Origin of the sequence: Streptomyces cucumeris, assembly GCF_024295805.1 — a bacterium.
Lineage (GTDB): Bacteria > Actinomycetota > Actinomycetes > Streptomycetales > Streptomycetaceae > Streptomyces > Streptomyces cucumeris.
Genome location: NZ_JANCLX010000062.1, coordinates 13,267 through 31,330, shown reverse-complemented (window position 1 = coordinate 31,330; position 18,064 = coordinate 13,267). Strand labels below are relative to the sequence as shown.

The following is an 18,064-nucleotide window of genomic DNA, read 5'->3' as shown; positions in this document are numbered from 1 at the left end:
TGAAGCGATATCAATTCGCGCTTCGCGCGAATTGAAAGCATCCGCGCAAGCGCGGATGCTCAGGCTGACAACAAGGGGTGTGCATCGCGCTCGCGCCTGTGTAGGGCTTGGGAATCTCAGCCACCACCCCCGAGAAGAGAGTGACGGACCGACAGGCTGACAGGGGGTGAGCCTCACCGTAGTGACGGGCTCCGCTGCGCTTCACCCGAACTCCTTCCCCAGCCTCGAAACCGGCCGTTCACGTTCACCAATACCTCGCCAGCGTACACGCCAACCCGACATAGCGAGGCAGAATACATCGATGCGTCACCCGAGCGAGCGAACGCGCAACCAACATGATGCATCATAGGTAGCGACTGTGTAGCGTTTGGGTCCTAGCCGCACCACCCCTGACCCCGGCCACAATTGACCGGACGAATTGAGAATTGCGCGGCCATGAATAGCTTAGCTACAGAACGGAAGTCGTATAACTGAGAGTCGAAAAGCCGCCTAAGCCACGGAGGAGGTGCGTGCGCAGCGGGGGAGAGTGGGGAGGGCCGGGCGGCGGCCGCCGGAGTGAGGGGCCACGGGGTGCGCACCTGGTGGCTTTGGTGGTTGGTGCCGTCGGAGGCGGTGGCACGGGCACAAGTCGAGGCCCTGGCGGGGTCCTCGTGCGCGCGTGCGTCTTAGGGAAAAGAGAGCACCTCGCGGAAATATGCTCTGACCTGCGGTTTTGTGAGATGGGATGTGTCAGCCGCAACACATTGACCTGCGAAAATGTGCTCGCGGTGCCACACCGACACCCGTATTTACCAACCCAGCTTGTACAAGTGTGGATCGGTGCAGGTGAGGACAGGTTCCCAGGGAACATGGCCCGGATCCCATGTGTCGGTGTCGACACCAAAGCGCCACGCCAGCGTGTACAAATCTGCCAACTGAGCTTGAACAACTGCTAGGGTCCGCGCGTATCCCACAAGATCGAGGACAGGACCTCCGTCGATGCCTCCCCAGCCCAAGCGCCCTTCCGCCGGCCGCGGCAAGGGCCGCATCGCAGCCGTCCCGCCCGGTGGTGACAGTGCCTTCCGCGAGACGCTGTCCTCCAGGCTGGGCAAGGACATCAAGCCGCCGACCCGGAAGCGGGCCGTGCAGCAGATGGACGTCAGCGTCCGGTACACGTACCGTGCGCCCCACGACATGTACGGCCGGTCCGGCTACAGCGTCGTCTCCAACGACTTCCTGGCCGACGTCCTGGCGGTGCTCATCGCGCAGCACGGCATGTCGCCGATCCAGTCTGCGGTGCTCCTGTGGTGCATCGGCCGACAGCGCGAGGGGTGGCTGCGCGCCACACACAAGAAGATCGCCGACAAGCTGGGTGTGGAGCGGTCGAACGTCACCCGGGCCATCGGTCGCCTGGAGCATTGGCACATGATCCAGCGCGTCGACAACGGGCTGATCTTCGTGAACCCGATGCTCGGGTTCGAGGGAAACGGCGACGTCCAGCGCGAGATCCTGGACGCACTGCGCGACCGGGAGACCGGGAAGCTGCCCGAGGACGTCTTCCCCGCCCTCAATGCCCCGCGGCCGCCGCGCAGCGTGCAGCTGGAGCTCGGTGCCGAAGACGGGGAAGATGGAGTCGTCGACGAGGAGGGGCAGGCATGCTGATCCAGGCCAGCGCCGGTTTCGGAATGCTGTACCGGCTGGACCTCACCAAGGCCGCCATGGAGCTGCTGAGCGCCCTCATCGAGCGCCAGGAGCCCGGCGGCGAGGTGAACGCCTCCCAGGCCGAGCTGGGGGCCCGTGTGGGGCTGTCCCGGAACTCCGCGAACACCGCGATGTCGCTGCTGGAGAGCCGGAACCTTGTGCTGCGACCCAAGGACCGCAAGTACCGGACCTACTACCTCCACCCCTACGTTGCCTCCTATGCCTCCCAGGAGGACCTGGAGGACGCGATCGAGGACGCCGCCGAGCGCATCGAGGCCGGCGAACTGCCCGAGATCACCGCGCCGCTGTACGAGACCGCGCCGCCCAAGCGCCAGACCCAGCCGCTCCGGGCCGTCCGCGCCGCCGGGTGACATCGGCCGCCGCCCCGTCCCGCGGTGACCAACCGTGAACTGTGGCCCTGCTGCGGGACAGATGTGCGGCAGGGGTACACGTCTGCCCGAGCGGCGAGCGCCCGGCGGCGGAGCGAGCGGTAGCACTGGGTAAACCGGTTTGTTCTGGTTCTCCAGAACAACGCCGTAGGTAAGCAGGCTCCGACTACGGCGCTGTATGCAGCAGCCGTGCATAGATCCCACCTGGAACATCGCAGATCTGCGATCTTATGCAGCACTGGGGGTGGGCCCACCGTCGTACTGGAGCCCTCGGAGCAGGAGTCGGCGGCCGGGTGCTGCTCGGGCAGCACCCGTGCGGCGCCCGGCCCATGCAAATGCTGCGCTACATGGCTCTGTACGCGAGAACCAGCAGCACTGGGGAGCGTTGAACTCGATCAGTCCAAGTCGGCTGAGGCCAGGGAGATCGCGAGCGTGATGTAAGGGAGGGCTCCCAGGCAGAGCTCGGCCGCCGCGCTTGGGTCCGTGGCAGTGCGCGCCTCCAGCGAGTACCAGCAGACCGGCCACCACCGCGGCGTCGACCGCCTCGTCGAGGATCTCGTCTACGGCGAGCTCGCCACTGGCCGCCAGCTCGTACACCAGGGTGACCGCTTCCTCCGGATCGGTCCGCCAGGGGGTGGCAACCTCAGTGCCGGCGCTCACCAGGTCCATCGCGGCGGTCTGCTCCAACGGCACGTAGTTCTCGCCGAGCGGGTCGGCCTACTCCGCAAGTTCTCGGGCCTGGGCCACGGCGCATCGTGCCGCGTACGTCTGCTGGGCCTGCGCCCGCTCCCAGGCAACCACGGCTGGCCACCGGGCATCGTCCTCGGTACGGGCCCGGTCCAGCAAGGCGGCGGCGGTGAGGCTGACCTGGACGCACGGCAGGACATTCACCTCGACGGCCTCCTGGCCGGGCGAGGCGGCGGCGATGGGCTGGTACACCGCGCCAGCCGCTTCAGCGCAGGCTCCGATCAGCGTGGTCAGGGCGGCGATCAGTCGCGCGTGGCGGCGACGACGTGCAGGCAGGTCCAACCGGTCCGATGTAGCGGTCACCCGCCGCACTATGTCGCACAGCGGTCACCGGTGCTGTCCGTTCTCGTGAACATCGCCCCAGACGTTCACCAGGTGCCTCCCGAAGTCATGAAGAACTGCTTCACAACTCGTGAACAAGGCCACTGCGCTGCACCTTGGACACCGCCCTGCTGAACCCGGCGACCACCACCAGGACCACGAGCAGCAACCGGGCAGCAGCACTAGGAGCAGCGGCTACAGCACGGTGCCGTGCAGCGCGCGGCGGTCTCCGGACATCGCGTAGCGGCGGGCAGCGAGGCCGTGGTCGAGGGGCTCGCCGATCTGCTCGCACAGCAGCGCCAGGATGTCGGCGGCATCGGTGTCGGAGGGGTAGACCGGGGCGACTTCGAGCATCAGCTCGCCGATCGCGTGGCTGCTGGCGGCGAGGTCGTCGACGACGCGGCGCAGCGCGGCGACGGTCGGGTCCGCCGGCGGATCGGTGGGCGGTGGTGGCGGTGCGGTGCGGATGTCGCGGACGGCCTGGCGGACCACGGCGCGCACCGTGGCCTCGCCGAGGGCCTGGAGGCCGCTGTGGGCGAGCGTGGTGAGTCGGCGGGTGATCAGCTCCGCGACGTCGTCGGCGCGGCTGGAGACGGCGATCAGGGCGCGCTGGGACAGGCCGTAGTCGAGCGCGGCCGCGGCTTCCGGGTCGCTGTCTCGCGTGCGAGACGCATCGGCGTGGGCGGTGACCGCGCTGTGGATTGCGGCGAGGGCGCGGGCGACGTCGAGGAGCCGGTACGCCTGGGCGCGGCTGATGCCGAACTCCGCGTCGCAGTACGACTCCCAGCTGCTGTGCCCGAGCAGCACCCAGACGCGGGCAGTGTGCGCGTCGCGGACCCGGGCGGCGAGCACCGCCACGGAGCGCCGGACGTGGTCCATTGCCTCCCGCAGTCCGGCCGTCATCTCCCGGGCGCGGGCCGCGGTGAGCGGCGGCCGCGCCGGTTCGGCGACGTGCTCCTGGTCCTCGTCGTGCTCGCCCACGACTCCCTCGTCCTCCGGGCCGGCGAGCAGGACCAGGGCGTACGGAGGGGTGGTTGCGAGTAGGTACCTCACAGCCTCACACCCTCACAGCTCACCCTGTCTACCTGGGGAAACGGAGTGTGAGACTCACAATCTCTGCGCCGACGGGCAGGTCCAGGCGCTGGCGCGGCCGAGGGAGCAACACGTCTGGGCCGCCGGGCAGCAGGCCCCTGTTGCGTAGGAACTTGACGCGGCCGCGGCACCAGGAAGAACAGAACTCCCGGGGCCGGCGTCCAGACGCGGGGCAGGGCTGGGTGCACACCAGGCACTGGCCTGGGGCGGCGACGGGCGCCAGGCGCTTCAGGAGGTCACGGACCCGGTCTTCCTCCTCCTGCTCGTACGGTTCGACGTCAGCCGTGCAGCCTTCGAGCAGCTCGGTGAACGCGGCGCGGAAGGCGGGGAGGTCGCGGCGGCAGGCTCCGAGCAGGTCGAGGTACTCCTCCACCGGCCAGCTGGCCAGCGTGCCGGAGCGTGAGAGGTACAGGCCGAGGGTGTCGATTCGGTACCGGTCGTCCGTGTCGAGCAGCAGGTAGCCGGTCAGCTGCCACGCTTCGGCTTGGCGCAGGGTGCGGGTGTACCGGGTGCTCTTGAAGTCGAGCAGCAGTCCGTCGACGGCCAGGTCTGCGTCCGCGGCGATGCGGTCGGTCGGGAAGGTGGGCGCTGGCGTGCAGTCCTCCGGCTGTGTGCGGGTGCGCAGGCCGTTCAGTGGGCCGTCGGCGGCCTTGTAGAGCTGGGCGACGACGTCGTCCACCATGTCGCGGTGCGGCAGCTGCAGGAGCCGGTCCAGGGTGAAGGCGCCGGGGTCCTCTCGGGCGGCAATGGCTAGCGGGGTGAAGGCGAACCCAATCGAGGTGCGGTAGTTGACCTGGTACCAGGCTGCGGCAATCAGCAGGCGGGCCAAGTCCTCCTCCTCATCGTGGGCGCGGTCCATTGGGAGCTCTCGGTTGTCGAGCTGCAGGCGTGTGACCGTCTCCTGGAGGCGCTCGATGAGCTCTTCGCCCACGTCCCGCATCCGTTGCCGTGCGTCGGATTCGTAGGAGCCGGTGAGCAGGATGCCGAGGCGGGCGACGTGGTCGACTGGTTCGGCGGCGGTGAATGCAAGGCGGAGCCGGTAGTCGATCGCGGTGCCGACGTTGCCGGCCTCCGTGCCGACGCCCGGCCCCGGCATCAGGATCTGGCTGCTGCGGTCCCGAGCCCGGAAGCTTTTACGCAGCGGGTGGGCACCGGCCGACAGTTCACGGTCCAGGAACCGGCGCAGCGGGGTGCGTGGACAGTGAACCCCAGAGGTCAGGCTCATCAAGTCACCGCCTTGGGCAACAGGCGCCACCAGGGCGCGGTTGAGTCGTGATGAACCGGGACGGTACGCAGCAGGACTGACAAACCGTCACCCGTAAGGATTAGCCGACGGGCCCGGCAAGTGAGCGGATCACCCGATCGTGCGATCAGGGCGGGGGCGGGGCTACCGAAGCGTGGGCTGCGCCCTGAAAAATGCACCCCGCCCTGCCAGCGGCTGTCGGTACCGTCCGGTCATGGAATCGCCGGTCACGTTCGATCGTCTCTACGAAGGTGCCAAGCGCTTCGCGCGCCTGGCGATGGAAGCCCACGCCGATGAGGACCAGGAGGTCTTCCTGTTACACGCTGGCGTCAGTGTCGAACGCCTGGCGAAGGCGGCATTGGCCCTTGTCCATCCCACCCTGCTCACCGAGGTGAACGGCAAGGACGACATGCTGCTGCACTTCGCGGGAGCGGTGTCCAAGCCGCCGACGCGGCTCAGGACCATCGGCGCGTCGACAGCGATCGGCCGGCTGCGGAAGATGGAAGTTCTTCCGGAGAAGTCCAAGTCCAGCAGCGAGGCTGACGACCTGGACGGTCTGATCGAGCTGCGCAACGGTGTCGCTCACCTCGGCACAGGCGACGTGGAGGACTACCTCGGAACCTTCGTCGCGACCGTGGACCGGCTCTTGCCGCACCTGGGGCAGGAGGCCGGCTCCTTCTGGGAGTCCTGGTCGGACGCGGTCCAAGTGGTCCTGGACGACCGGGCCGACCGCCTGCAGAAGGACGTGCGCCTGCGGATGAACCAGGCCCGCCACCAGTTCAGGACGCGCTTCGCGGACCTTCCGGAGGGAGCGGTCGTCGGCGTTGAGCAGGCGGTGAGCGAACGCGGGCTGATAGTGGTCGAGGTCGGCCCGGAAAAGGCGCTGTTCCAGACCCTGAGCCTGTGCCCTACCTGCGACCGGGAGGCCGCCGCGTTGTTCCTGGCCGTTGACCAGGACTCCGCACTGTTCGATATGGAACTGACGGCCGAAGGTCTCCTGTGCGGGCTGTGCGGGTTCTACCTCTCCAGCAGCGCTGAGGTCGAGGCCGTCGGCTTGCCGACCGCCGTCCAGTTCTCCGTGGAAGATCTAACGAGAATCGTCACGGAGGCATCCGACCCGGCGGAGCGCCTCGCCACCATCGGGCTCAGTCTGCCGACCGTGAAGCGCGCGGACGCGCACGACAGCTGGTAGACGCCTTCGGGAGAGGCCGGCGGCACGCACGATCCGGACGGCTCCGCTCCGGCGCTGACATGCCAGGGGCGGGTTTTAGACGTTGTGCGCGCACCCCAGTGGATCACTGCCCAGTTGGGCAGACTGGCAGGCAAAGAGAGCCGCCTTGGTACGCCAACTGGCGTTGACTTGGGGGAATTTGTGATCGTCCGGCGATTCCTAGACGACGATGGTGAACTTGCCCAGCACCTCGTCCAGCAGCTCAACACTCCACTGGACTGGCCAGAGGGCGGAGGGCTGAACACTGGGCACGTCGCGAAGATTGCTTCTGCGGCAGCCTGCGACGTCTCGTACAACCAGGCAGCCAACGGTCATCTGGCCGACCTCTTCGCCGCCCTTCCCCTACCGGGCACTGCCGAAGGCGATGAGTTTTGGGGCGCGCTGGGAGATGCCGGAGGCGATGCCGCTCTGTACATCGACCCCGGCAACATGGGCGGTCCGTCCTTCGATCGCCTGGTCGGGGGGAACGGAGCGGGCATCGCCGACCGGATGCTCAGCTTTCTGGCGGAGCTCGACGACCAGCAGCACGACGCCGTGACCAGGGTGATCGGCGACGCGCTGGCCCAGGACACGCTCGTAGCAGGTGGCCGTTACCTCGGACGGCTGTGGCTACGTGACGCCGAGACCACTGCCTGGCATGTGCTGCTCGCCAGGCGCCGGCTGCACCAGACAGAGGACGACCGCAAGCGATTCCTCGAGGCTTGGGGCAACGCCTGAGTGGTGGGCCCCGGCTGCGATGCGAGACGCCCTGACTCCGGTAGTTGCGATGCAGGGTCAGGGCGTTGTCACCGGTGGCTATCCGAGCCAGGTGATGGTGAGGACGGACAGGCGGCGCAGCGGACGGTTCACCCAGTAGGTGAGGGAGAGGTGGCCGACGGAGGCGTGGCGGACGTCCTCGCCCTCAGAGTCGTCGGCGTTCCAAGGTGTGGGAAGCCCCACGGGTCACCGGCGGCGGCGTCCAGGACGTCCCACACCATGTCTTCGACGTGCTCGGGCAGGGTGGCGAGGACCTTCGCGGCCGGGGCAGAAAAGCGGACCGCGTACGGCTGATCGGTCACCGGGGCCGCCCGCGGAGTTCCGCCATGTCGATGAACTCGCTGTCGTCGTAGCCGGAGGCGACGAACGCGTCGACGGCCGGGGCGGAGGCGAGGCGGCCTTGCCAGTCCCGGACGACCGCGTAAAGCCCAGCGAGAGAGAACGTGCGCCGCGATTCCTCGAGCGCGGCCACCCACTCCCGCTCGAAGGCCGGCACCCACGTGTTCGCGCGCTTGTCGGCGCGCAGTTGGGCGAGAAGTTCGGCCGGCGCCCCGGGCGCGGGGGCGTACGGCGTGACGGGGGCGTGGTCGGGCTGCGCGCTCATCTGGTCCTCCCGGCAGGTTCATGGCCACCGTACTCGCGACGCCAGTCTGCGGTTGTCCTTACTGCTGAGGTTGCGGGGTGGAAGTGCTCTGTTCTGCTGGCTGGTCAAGCTGCTGTTGCCGTCGCCGTTGCTCGTTTCGAAGGGATTCGACGCGTTGTGCGAACCGGGCGAGCAGCTCTTCATGCTGATGCGGACTGAAGTCGCTGTACTCGCCGACTCCTAGCAGTGCCGCGTTCAATTCCTCTTCGATAGCGTCCGCGCTCTGCTGGAGGAAGTAGCTTCGTTCGCGGAATTTATAGTAGCCGCTGAAGCCGGATGCGCAGGTGACGACGAAGCTGATGCCGATGATGACTTTTTTCTGCCAATTCAGGCCAGGGTCGAGGGCCGCAACGGCGGCGATGCTGGCGGATCCAATAGTGATCAGAGCGTGCAATCCGTTGTGTCGTCGGCGATACCTGCGGCTCGAAGCTGCATACTCATCGATCACTTCGTGAATGTTTTCGCGGTACAGAGCCCGCTGGTCAGTGACCGAGGAGTGCGTCCGAGCACTGAGGAAGTGGAGCTGATCTAGCAGAATAGCTAGTTCCTGTTCCAGGTCTTCGCGTGTGACGATCAGCTCACTGCCGTTCACCGACGGAACAGTTACGTCGCTTAGAGCGAGCCAAATCAGCACCCCAATGCTGGACAGCAGCAGAGGTAGCCATATTGCGGTCGTGGTACCGGCAACCGATCCGAGTCCTCGACGGTTCAGCTCGACGGAGATAGCGATACCGGAAAGGAGTGATAGGGGGCCGACCGTTCCTGCGGTGACACCAAGGATGGATCGAATCTTGAGAATGCGGAGCAGTCGCCTCTTTTCTTGAATGTTGCGGCGAATTCCGTGAATGACCTCTCGCGCTCTCAGATTCTCGCCGTTAACCGATAAGGTGACCTGGGTGGAGTTGCCGTCTGCACTGTCGGTCACATTGCCCCCTCAGTCTCTTAGAAGTCGAGATCCAGGTAGTCGATGTCATTGATCTCCACTTGTGACAGTCCCATAGCGCGACCGCCGCCGTCCTGGAAATACACCTCCTTGAACCCTGCGGCGATGATTTCGCGCATCTGCTGGTCGCTGGCCCCGGTGTCGCGGGCGTCGAACAGTCGCTGTGCGTACGACGCGGGGAGGTGGACGGTCAGTCGGCGGAAGCGGCCGTCGTCGGTGGTGCCGATGGGTGCGGTGTAGCCGAATCGGGCCCTGGTCTCCACTGTGATGCCGGTGCTGGTGGCAGCCTGCTTGCGGCGGCGCTTGCGTACCTGGGGCTGCCAACGGGTCCGTACGGCGGCGTCGATCTTCGCGGCGATGTCCTTCGGTGGCTTCTTCCGTTCGCCCGTGCGATAGCGCTCCACCGACCGCTGGCTGACGCCGATCTCCTGAGCGACGGCCTTGGTCGTCTTGAGCTGCTTGAGGAGGAAGTTGATGCGGCCTTTGAGGGTCTTGGGCGGCTCGCGGGTGAACGTCTCCTGGTCGGCGCGTTCAAGGGCATCGTGGATGTCCGTCACTGGTTACTCGCCTTCGTCCATGACGGCGTCGCCGCCCTTGATGTGGCGTGCGGGGTTGAAGCCCTGCTCCATCAGGTCGACCGCCCAGGCCATCTCCTGGACGCCCTCCAGCTTGGCCAGGCCCGGGGTGGGCCCGAGGCGGAACCCACCGGGCTGGGGCTTGCCAGAGGCGGCGTACGGCAGGAAGTCCAGCGGCGAGGCTCCCGGCGAGGGGTAGACGACGCAGTCGGACAGCACGGCCAGCGGGTACAGGCCCGTCATCTTCGCCATGTTGTTGAGCTTGCGGTGCATGTTGACCCGGGCCTTGCTGATGACGGCGGCGCGGATATCGGGGCGCCAGGTCGGGCGCTCCAGGGCCGGCCACCGGTCGCCGTCCTTGTAGTGACGTCCCTGCGGGCGCTCACGGAGCTTGCCGACGCCGCCCTTGACGGTCGCCTTGATGGCGGCGAGGACGGCGGCCAGGGCCGGGTCGACCTCCTTGTGCCGCTCCATTGCCGCCAGGAACTCGGCGTCGGTGAGGTCCTTGGTGACGCCGAGGTCGGCGAGGGTGTCGACGTAGGCGGTCTTGAGCCGGTCGTGCCACGGGTCCAGGTACGCGCCGGTCTCGCGCCTCAGGTACGCCTCGATCGGGGCGACGTTGTAGCCGAGCTCCTGGGCGTAGGCGACGGTGTGCGTCTGGTACCAGGCCGGGCCAGTCGGGCGTTCGCCGGTCGGCGTGAACGGCGACGGGAGGCACGGGTCGACTTCAACGTGGGAGAGGTTCACGAACCAGGAGCCGGGGATCTTCGGGTTGAAGGTCGGCTGATGGAAGTGGTCGGGGGCGGACAGACCGACCGTGAGCCGGGCGGCGGCCGCGAGGAACGCGGTGTTCAGATCCAGGCCGACCGCGAAGGGCAGCAGGCACTCCTCATCGGAAAGCAGGTCCACCGACCGCACCCACTGGTACGCCTCCTCATCCAGGAAGCCGCCGGTCCAGCCGCTGTTCACGACCACGGGGTGCTCCTGGGTGGCCTCCGGCGGCGCCGGGTCCATCGGCTCCGTGCCCAGCGAGCCAGGGTTATGGCCGGAGACCCAGTTGCCGGTCGCCTTGTCCTGTACGGCCCGCGTCGGCGGGCGCAGCGCGGTCATCAGCTCCAGCCCGGAGACGGCAGTCGATCCGCGCGGGGTGATGACGCGCTGGGCGTAGACACCGAGAACGCGGGCGACGTCGGCCGGCTCCATCTCCGCAACTCCCGGCCACGACCGGGAATCGAGCGCGTCCCACGAGAGGACGGCGAGCTGCACGCACTGCCGCTGTCCGGCCTGGGCGGGACGGTAGATCCGAGCCCACGGGCCGAACCCGCGCTGGGTGAGCTTCCACTTCGCCTTCGTGACCTGCTTGACCACGGGGTGGTCCTCCGGAAGGCGCAGCGAGCGGCGCTGCTCGTGGCCCTCCAGGCGCTCCGGGAGACCGAGCTTCACGGCGGCGGCTGCGGTGAGCACGATCAGCGGGTCGCTGTCTTTGCCGTTGCGGTGCAGCTTCGCCGCGCCGAGACCGGACTCCTTGAGTGTCCAGTCCACCAGCTTCGGCACGGTGGTGGCCGGGCAGTCGAGCACGATCCCGTCGACGCCGTACGCGGAGCCGTCGCCGTCCAGGACTGCGAGCGGGCCGTGCGGGTAGCGCGGGTCGACGGCGGGCTTGGCCGCCATCTTCGCGGCCGGGCGGCGCGAGGTCGCCGGGCGCGCGGCTGCTGGACGGGCTGGGCGCTCGGGGGCGGCCTGGACGGCGGAGGCCTGCGGCGAGGGTGTTTCCGGTGCGGCCGGGCCGGTGACCGTCTCCGGAGCCGGATCTGGCAGGGACGTGGCGGCCGGGGCGGGTGCAGCGGCGGGAGCTCCGTACGCAGGATACTTCGCCGCCCAGCCCTTCAGTAGGCGCTGGTACGCCGACAGGCGCGGCTCTTTTGGCTCGGAGCGGCCGTTCTCATAGTTCTTCACCGTCTGTGTCGATGTCTTCAACGCGACCGCGAGGCGGGCCTGCGTGATGCCGGCGGCCTCACGCAGCCGGGCTCGCTCCGCCGGGGGCGGGAGCTGAGGCTCCTCCTCCAGTAGCGCATCGACCGACGCGAACAGCTCTTCCTCGGTTGCCATATCCGTCTACCTCCACCTCGCACACTAGCAGTCCTACCCCCCATATTTAACCCACTTCTTTAACCTGTTCTGATCTTCCTGTTAGGGTGACCTTGACGGGCTGACAAGCGTGGACAGGCGAACTCAAGGGGAATGCGGTGAAGGACGCGGACGTCATACCGGTCGTGCTGAGCGAGCAGGAGCACGAGGAGATCCTGGCGTCCTGGATCCTGCCGACCTGGACCAAGGACGCTGTCCCCCAGGAAGAGCCGGTGGTGGTACTCGTCGCCGGAGGGCCGGGCAGCGGCAAGTCCACGCTCATCGACCTCCTGCACGCGGTCCTTGACCATCGGGGCGGCGCGGTGCGGGTCGGCCGCGATCTTTACAAGGCTGCTCACCCCATGTACGGCGAGCTCATGCGCAGCGATGACCGGACGGCCGGAGTCAAGATCCGTCCCGATGTCCTGCGGTGGCAGGCGGAGGTTGAGGAGTACGTACGCCGCCGGCGGCTCGATGCGGTGGTGGAAGCCCCCGTGGCCGACCCGGAACAGGCCCGCGCCTACCGGGCGGCCGGCTATCGCATCGAACTGGTGGTACTGGCCACGGCCCAGGCCGTGACGCAGCTGAGCGCGCTGGACCGCTATCTGGAGATCGGCCGGTACATCTCCTGGGACAACCTCGAGGAGTGCGCGCGTCGCCTGCTCGAGTCTGTGGAAGTCATCGAGGCCGAGCAGCTGGCCGACCGAGTCATGGTCATCCGGCGTGACCTGGATGTGCTGTACGACAACGCGCTGACCGAGGAAGGCCGTTGGCGGCACCCCGCAGGCGCACACCAGGCGCTGGTTGCGGAGTGGGCGCGGCCGTGGACGGCGCCGGAGACCTGGCGGTTTCGCCGCCAGGTCTCCGGCATGCAACAGCAGCTGCACCCCTCGGTGACCACCGCTCAGCGACGCCTGGCCGTGGGCGGCGGTCTGGAGCGGGCCTGCGCGCTGTCCGAACCGGTGCGCCGCATCGCTCAGCCGCTCACCATACCGCCGGGGGTCGACTACCACCGTCTGTCCGCCGACGAGCACGCGTTCGTCTTCAACGAGCTGATCGTGCCCATGTACCTGAGCAACATCACCGCACAGGACGAGCCGGTCGTACTGTACGTGATGGGTGCCCAGGGAGCCGGGAAGACCCGCACGTCGCGCATGCTGCGCCGCGCGCTGCACCGTCGCCGGCCCACGCGGATCGAGGGCGGGATGTTCAAGGCGGCGCACCCTGACTACCGCCGTCTCCTTCAGGAGCAGCCGCGCACCGCCTCGGCCCGGATCCGGGCCGATTACCGGGCCTGGCAGGACCAGACCGAGGCATACGTACGTCAGCGCCGCGGTGACTTGCTGATCGAGATTGCCCCGGACAGCGTCGGCCACCTGATCGACAGCGCGCGCCGCCACCACCGGTCGGGCTACCGTGTGGAGGTGATCGTCCTGGCGACGCGTGCCGCGGACAGTCGGCTGGGCACCGCGGCCCGGTGCGCCGAGGTGGCCAGCCTCGGCGGCACCCCCCGGTTCACCTCAGCCGCAGCCCACGATGCGACCTTCGACGTTCTGGCCGACGTACTGCGCGCGGCCGAAGGCGAGCCGCAGGCCGTCGACTCGGTCTCCATCATTCGCCGGGACCTGACCGCGGTGTACCGCAATGAGCGCACCCTGGACGGAACCTGGGCACGGCCGCCCCTGGGCGGAGACGCCCTGGAGGCTGCGCAGCAGCTCCCCTACACATCGGCGGAAGCCGGCCAGTTCCTCGCCACGCTTCAGCGTGTGCAGGGCGAGCTGCCGCAGTACCGGTCGGATCTGGTCGAGATCGCCGCGCTTGCCTGGCCGCTGATGCCAGCTCACCTACAGCCGCGTAGCCTCGCCTCCACGCTCACCTCGGCGCCGCTGCCGGTCCCCCTCCATCAGGGGCCCGGTTACTTGCCGTCCAGCTCACTGGCGCGGGCCGCGTAGCGGACCGCGATCTCGGCCACTTCCTGAGGGCCGGCGTCCTGAAGCGCCTCCCGGTCGGCGGCGCACGCCGCCAACTGCTCCTTCAGGGTCGTCAGGAGCTCGGTGTCGGGCTCGGGGGCTCGCCGTTCCTTCATGATTTGTTCCGCGTACCAGGCGCTCACATCCTGCACGAGCTGCTCGGCGGCCTCGGGGGTCACATGCTCAGACAAAGCGGGGTGTCTCCTTCGGGTATCGGGGCCATGGAGCGCCATTGTCCCTGGCCGAGACCGCGCGACCTCCGACGCGGGTTACAGCAAGGCGGCGCGAGGCAGGGGCCAGGGCACATAGGTTGATACCGTTGTTGATCTTTTTCAGGGGGTATCGTGGCGCGGGATCTGCGGATGCTGTTCGGCGTGAATGACCGGTCCGTTGCGGCCGAGGAAGCGTTCACCAACCGCCAGGCTCAGTGGCAGGCTGTCGTCGCCGCGCTCACGGACCATCTGCAGCGCATCGCCAGCCCCGCCTTCAACGTCGAGGACCTGAACAGTCCCCGGCACAACATCGTGGTCGGTCACGGCGTCGGCGGAATCGGGAAATCGACCCTGTCCCGCAAGATCGAGGCCTCGCTCAGCCACCCCGGCGGATGTCCTGCCCAGTGGGACGCGCCGACCTGGCCGCTCGAACGTATCCTCCCGGTGCGTATCGACCTCGCCCGAGCCAGCGGCATCGATTTCGAGCGTGTGGTGCTGTCGATCCGCCTGGCGGCCGCCACCTTGGGCCGGCCCATGCCCGCGTTCGATCTGGCGCTGCGCCGACACTGGGAAAGCAACCACCCCGGTGAACCACTTGAGGAATACCTGCGCCGCGGTGGCCTGCTGAGCCGGTTCACCAACGCGGTCAACCTCCCTCAGCAGATGCAGTCAGCACTGTCGGATGTCGCTCAGGCGCTGACCATGCCCGGCACCGTGGGCGGCGTCGTCGGCCAGCTGACCACCTCACTGGTCGGCGCGCTGCGCGAGCGCCGTCAGACCGTCCGGGCCCTGGCGGGCTGTACGCGCCTGGCCGACATCCTGGAAGCAGAACCGGACCTGGAAACCCTGAGCTTCGCCACTCACCTGCTTGCCTGGGACCTAGCCCAGCTCCCCGCCGCCCAGCGGATCGCTCCGGTGATCCTTTTCGACAGCTTCGAAGAGGTCGGTGACCGGACCCACCGGGACTTCGAACGGCTGCTGCAGCGCATCGTGTGGCTGATGCCCAACGCCATGTTCGTGATCACCGGACGCAACCGGCTGCAGTGGGCCGAGGACGACCTGCACGGGCAACTCGACTGGACCGGCCCCGACGCCTGGCCCGGCCTCGTCCCCCACGTGCCCGGCTCCCGCAGCCACAGCGGGCCCGCGGGCCGCCAGATCCTGATCGGCGACTTCTCCCCCGAGGACTGCGACGATCACCTCTCCCGTCGCCTCGCCCGCGACGGACAGCCCCTGATCGACGCCAGCCTGCGGCACGTGATCACCGCACGCTCCCATGGACTGCCCCTGTATCTGGACTTGGCCGTCATGCGGTTCTTGGAAATACGGCGCAGCGGCCGGGTGCCGCAGGCGGACGACTTCGGTGACTTCCCCGCCCTGATCTCCCGGACGGTCAGCGACCTGACCACCGACGAACGACATGTTCTTCGCTCGGTATCCCTTCTGGACGCTTTCTCGGTGTCCCTGGCCACCCGGGTAGCGGGCCTGCCCCGCGATGCGGCGGCACTGCGGCTCGCCGAGCGCCCCTTCATCCGCGAGGACCCGACAGGGCTGTGGCCCTTCCATCTCCACCAGGTGGTCCGCTCCGCGATCCGCAACGCTGCAGACGGCACCGACGACCGCTGGTCGCAGCAGGACTGGCAGCGTGCGGCGACACGCGCCCTGACCGTGCTGGGCCACGAGTGGAGCGATGGGCCGCGGCGCGACCGCGCCGTGCTGATCGGCTGCCTGCGCCAGGGACTGAGCCTGGCCAGAGACTTCAGCCTCGACCTGGAATGGCTCATCGAGGCCGCCTTCAGCTACATCGGCGACTCCGTGTGGGAGCCGCTCGCCCCGCCCGCCCACGACCACGAAACCGCCGCGCTGCGGACACCGGCCGACGCGCTGGTAGAGACCCTCAGCACCCTGGCCCGCCGTCAACACGAACACCGCGCACACACCGTCACCCGGCTCACCACTGTCGTCAACTCCAACCTGTTGCCCACCGAGCTGCACGACATGGCCGTGTACTACCGGGCCAAAGCCCTGCGGGACATCGGTCGCAGTCAGGAATCGCGCCGCGGCTACCAGCAGGTCGTCGACGGCGGTGGCCGCCTCGCCCAGGCCGCCCGGCGCGGCCTCGCTCAGGCAGCTCGTCTCGCCGGGGACTTCCCCACCACGCACGCCGCTGCGCAGACACTTGGCTGGGAAGGCCGCCATCAGCGGGTCCTGGGCGACCTGTGGTGGGTACAGGGAGAGCCGGCCCGAGCGGCCGCCGCCTACCTGGCCGGGCGCCTCGAAGCCGAACAGCACGCGAAATCCGGCGAAGCCGCACACTGCCAGGCCCTGCGCGCCCTCTCCACCGCCTTCCTCGACCCCCACCAGGCCGACGACGAGCTCGAACTGGCCGAGCAACTCCTCGCAGGCCTGAACCTGCGCGCCACCGGCATCAACGCGGCCATCGCCGCCCTCCTCCGCGACGCCGGCCACCCCACACTCGATGACCGCCTCCGCGCCCTGCGTACCGAGCTCGACGACGCGGGCCTCACCTCCATGGCACCCACCCTCGAGCTGGCCGCCGCCTTCCACCAGGCCGTCCTGGACGACAGGGAAGCACTCACCAGCACCATCTCCCGCCTATGCGACCTGACCCGGGGCGGAGACTTCGCCTACTACACCGACATCGCATACTTCATGGCCGACCTGCCACTGGAGAATCCGTCACCAGCACAGTGGCTCGAGGGCCAGCACGCCACCCGCGAGCGGTGGCGGACCCTCGTCACCGCACGACGCGCTCACATAGAGGGAAACTGGTGATCTAGCGGCGGGGCAGGCCACGACGCGGCCGCGGCCTGCCCGGGGTGCGCCGGTTGCTGCTCGTGCAGCTGCTCCAGCCGGACGGAACGGGCGGACGTACCGCCGCAGGATCGACTCCTGGATGAACTTCTCCGGCTGCCCCATTGCCCCCGTCCCCAGCACGTGTCCCAGTGCCAGGCACAGTACGGCCTCCTCGATCTCCGCCAACCCCTGCGTAGTGCTGTAGCTCTCGTCCAGGCGCGGCTTTCGATCCTCGAACCGCTGCAGATAGCGGGTCTTCCGTCGGTCGGCCTGGACATCGAGGCGGCGGCGCAGTACCTCGTCGACGATCGCGTCTGAGGCGTCCTGGGGCTCGGCAAAGTCGCCGAAGGTGCCGGGGGGGAGCTGACATCCATGCCCTCGTCAACGAGCTGCAGTTCAGAAAGGTCAGTGGGCCGTACGGATGCCCTGGAAGCCTGGCCCGAGGCCGCGCCGCTTCGGCCGCCGGCGCGCAGCGGCCACCGTCGCCGCAGCGGCAGGTTCGGGGAGCTGGTCATCCATGGCGATGCCCAGGTGCCGGCGGGCGCTGCTGGTCGCGGCCGCCACGGCGGCAAGGGCCTGCGCAAGCTCCGGCCCGGCGTCGCCCAGGGCCTCTGTGAGGATGTCGATGGCGTCGAGGACGTCCTCGACGGCCGCCGTGCTCCAGCCACCCGGACCTGTGACGTCCGCGAGGTGGCAGGCGGTCTCCGCTACCCGCTCGGCGTGCTGCTCGACCCGGGCGCGGCCCGCCCCCACGACTCCATCGACCGTCCCGTTGATGCACTCGCCGAAGTTCTCGCCGCCGAGTGTCACACGGCGGCGCACCCCAGGTTGTAGACCGGGGCGCTATTTCCCGTACGATCGAGTTGCGCGGATGACACGTAAAACTTGACGCAGAGGGCCCCTTTCCCGGGTCGCACCCCAGGTCCAGGGCCCTCCGTCCGCGACACAGCCAGTGAGCCCGGTCGCCTTCTACCCGACCGGGCTTACTGCTGCCCTTCGGTCGCTGCGACCCGCTCACCGCTCCTCACCGGGAGAGGTGCTGCACCACGAGGTTGGCGACTCCCGCGAGTAACGGCGACCAGTCGACCAAGAGTTGACCGATGAGCCTGCGCCGCTCCCGGCGCCGCTCGGCGGCGTCCTGCTCGTCCTGCTCGTCACCGTTGTCGACGGGCGTCTTGCCTTCCATGTGCGCCTCCGCGGCGTCCGAGGTAGCCCGGCTGGGCTGCCGGGCCTTCACCGGATGGTGAAGCGTTGGACAGACACCACGAAGGAACGCCCCAAGCATAGATGGGGCTCTGACAGTAGAAGACACGGAGGA

General features: G+C 68.4%; 17 protein-coding genes. 6 read left to right on the top strand and 11 right to left on the bottom strand.

The features are described from left to right. Positions 1 to 978: 978 nt before the first annotated feature. Both NMK44_RS41065 and NMK44_RS41060 read left to right on the top strand, forming a co-directional pair. Positions 979 to 1,641, top strand: coding sequence for a replication/maintenance protein RepL (locus NMK44_RS41065; protein ID WP_254753187.1), 663 nt, complete (start codon positions 979 to 981; stop codon positions 1,639 to 1,641). Beyond that, positions 1,635 to 2,051, top strand: coding sequence for a hypothetical protein (locus tag NMK44_RS41060; protein ID WP_254753185.1), 417 nt, complete (start codon positions 1,635 to 1,637; stop codon positions 2,049 to 2,051). The genes NMK44_RS41065 and NMK44_RS41060 overlap by 7 nt, the downstream gene beginning before the upstream one ends. Before the next feature lie 735 nt (positions 2,052 to 2,786). Here NMK44_RS41060 and NMK44_RS41055 read toward each other — a convergent pair. The 3 genes from NMK44_RS41055 to NMK44_RS41045 all read right to left on the bottom strand — a co-directional run bounded on the left by NMK44_RS41055 (position 2,787) and on the right by NMK44_RS41045 (position 5,454). Further along, on the bottom strand, positions 2,787 to 3,119 hold the full coding sequence (locus NMK44_RS41055) for a hypothetical protein (RefSeq protein ID WP_254753183.1): 333 nt from the start codon (positions 3,117 to 3,119) through the stop codon (positions 2,787 to 2,789). 213 nt (positions 3,120 to 3,332) lie between these two features. Then, complete coding sequence (locus NMK44_RS41050; protein ID WP_254753181.1) at positions 3,333 to 4,190, bottom strand: hypothetical protein; 858 nt, start codon at positions 4,188 to 4,190, stop codon at positions 3,333 to 3,335. Between the two features lie 28 nt (positions 4,191 to 4,218). Further along, entirely contained in the window at positions 4,219 to 5,454 is a 1,236-nt protein-coding gene (locus NMK44_RS41045; protein WP_254753179.1) for a hypothetical protein, read from the bottom strand. 232 nt (positions 5,455 to 5,686) lie between these two features. Here NMK44_RS41045 and NMK44_RS41040 point away from each other — a divergent pair, with 232 nt between their 5' ends. Next, the gene (locus NMK44_RS41040) at positions 5,687 to 6,664 is read left to right on the top strand and encodes a hypothetical protein (protein WP_254753177.1); all 978 of its coding nucleotides are present in this window, start codon (positions 5,687 to 5,689) and stop codon (positions 6,662 to 6,664) included. Positions 6,665 to 6,778: 114 nt separating this feature from the next. Then, on the top strand, positions 6,779 to 7,420 hold the full coding sequence (locus NMK44_RS41035; protein WP_254753175.1) for a hypothetical protein: 642 nt from the start codon (positions 6,779 to 6,781) through the stop codon (positions 7,418 to 7,420). Between the two features lie 78 nt (positions 7,421 to 7,498). Here the strand turns inward: NMK44_RS41035 and NMK44_RS41030 are convergent, their stop codons facing one another. From NMK44_RS41030 to tap, 5 genes are all read right to left on the bottom strand, one after another. Then, positions 7,499 to 7,642 carry a hypothetical protein gene (locus NMK44_RS41030; RefSeq protein ID WP_254753173.1) on the bottom strand — a complete coding sequence of 48 codons (144 nt, stop codon included), beginning with the start codon at positions 7,640 to 7,642 and terminating at the stop codon, positions 7,499 to 7,501. Positions 7,643 to 7,757: 115 nt separating this feature from the next. Continuing rightward, positions 7,758 to 8,063: a DUF6247 family protein gene (locus NMK44_RS41025; protein WP_254753171.1), complete on the bottom strand. Its 306-nt coding sequence runs from the start codon at positions 8,061 to 8,063 to the stop codon at positions 7,758 to 7,760. Positions 8,064 to 8,121: 58 nt separating this feature from the next. Beyond that, positions 8,122 to 9,027 carry an SLATT domain-containing protein gene (locus NMK44_RS42590; RefSeq protein WP_254753169.1) on the bottom strand — a complete coding sequence of 302 codons (906 nt, stop codon included), beginning with the start codon at positions 9,025 to 9,027 and terminating at the stop codon, positions 8,122 to 8,124. A 17-nt stretch (positions 9,028 to 9,044) separates the two neighbouring features. Beyond that, complete coding sequence (gene tpg / locus NMK44_RS41015; RefSeq protein WP_254753167.1) at positions 9,045 to 9,602, bottom strand: telomere-protecting terminal protein Tpg; 558 nt, start codon at positions 9,600 to 9,602, stop codon at positions 9,045 to 9,047. Between the two features lie 3 nt (positions 9,603 to 9,605). Further along, entirely contained in the window at positions 9,606 to 11,729 is a 2,124-nt protein-coding gene (tap, locus tag NMK44_RS41010; RefSeq protein WP_254753165.1) for a telomere-associated protein Tap, read from the bottom strand. A gap of 137 nt (positions 11,730 to 11,866) precedes the next feature. On the opposite strand from tap, the gene NMK44_RS41005 reads away from it, so the two are divergent. Further along, positions 11,867 to 13,699 carry a zeta toxin family protein gene (locus tag NMK44_RS41005; RefSeq protein WP_254753163.1) on the top strand — a complete coding sequence of 611 codons (1,833 nt, stop codon included), beginning with the start codon at positions 11,867 to 11,869 and terminating at the stop codon, positions 13,697 to 13,699. On the opposite strand, the gene NMK44_RS41000 is transcribed toward NMK44_RS41005, so the two are convergent. After that, on the bottom strand, positions 13,663 to 13,908 hold the full coding sequence (locus NMK44_RS41000) for a hypothetical protein (protein WP_254753162.1): 246 nt from the start codon (positions 13,906 to 13,908) through the stop codon (positions 13,663 to 13,665). The two genes, NMK44_RS41005 and NMK44_RS41000, sit on opposite strands and share 37 nt — an antisense overlap. A 183-nt stretch (positions 13,909 to 14,091) precedes the next feature. Between NMK44_RS41000 and NMK44_RS40995 the strand changes: the two genes are divergently transcribed. Beyond that, the gene (locus NMK44_RS40995; protein WP_308358819.1) at positions 14,092 to 16,725 is read left to right on the top strand and encodes an ATP/GTP-binding protein; all 2,634 of its coding nucleotides are present in this window, start codon (positions 14,092 to 14,094) and stop codon (positions 16,723 to 16,725) included. 426 nt (positions 16,726 to 17,151) lie between these two features. Here the strand turns inward: NMK44_RS40995 and NMK44_RS40990 are convergent, their stop codons facing one another. Beyond that, the gene (locus NMK44_RS40990) at positions 17,152 to 17,556 is read right to left on the bottom strand and encodes a hypothetical protein (protein ID WP_254753160.1); all 405 of its coding nucleotides are present in this window, start codon (positions 17,554 to 17,556) and stop codon (positions 17,152 to 17,154) included. A 214-nt stretch (positions 17,557 to 17,770) separates the two neighbouring features. Then, positions 17,771 to 17,932 (bottom strand): hypothetical protein, encoded by a 162-nt coding sequence (locus NMK44_RS40985; protein WP_254753158.1) that lies wholly within the window; start codon positions 17,930 to 17,932, stop codon positions 17,771 to 17,773. Positions 17,933 to 18,064 lie beyond the last annotated feature (132 nt).

Bases quoted from the DNA above. Each gene is read 5' to 3' on its own strand.
- NMK44_RS41065 (WP_254753187.1), top strand. From the start codon at position 979: ATGCCTCCCCAGCCCAAGCGCCCTTCCGCCGGCCGCGGCAAGGGCCGC.
- NMK44_RS41060 (WP_254753185.1), top strand. From the start codon at position 1,635: ATGCTGATCCAGGCCAGCGCCGGTTTCGGAATGCTGTACCGGCTGGAC.
- NMK44_RS41045 (WP_254753179.1), bottom strand. From the start codon at position 5,454: ATGAGCCTGACCTCTGGGGTTCACTGTCCACGCACCCCGCTGCGCCGG.
- NMK44_RS41040 (WP_254753177.1), top strand. From the start codon at position 5,687: ATGGAATCGCCGGTCACGTTCGATCGTCTCTACGAAGGTGCCAAGCGC.
- NMK44_RS41025 (WP_254753171.1), bottom strand. From the start codon at position 8,063: ATGAGCGCGCAGCCCGACCACGCCCCCGTCACGCCGTACGCCCCCGCG.
- tap (WP_254753165.1), bottom strand. From the start codon at position 11,729: ATGGCAACCGAGGAAGAGCTGTTCGCGTCGGTCGATGCGCTACTGGAG.
- NMK44_RS40985 (WP_254753158.1), bottom strand. From the start codon at position 17,932: ATGGAAGGCAAGACGCCCGTCGACAACGGTGACGAGCAGGACGAGCAG.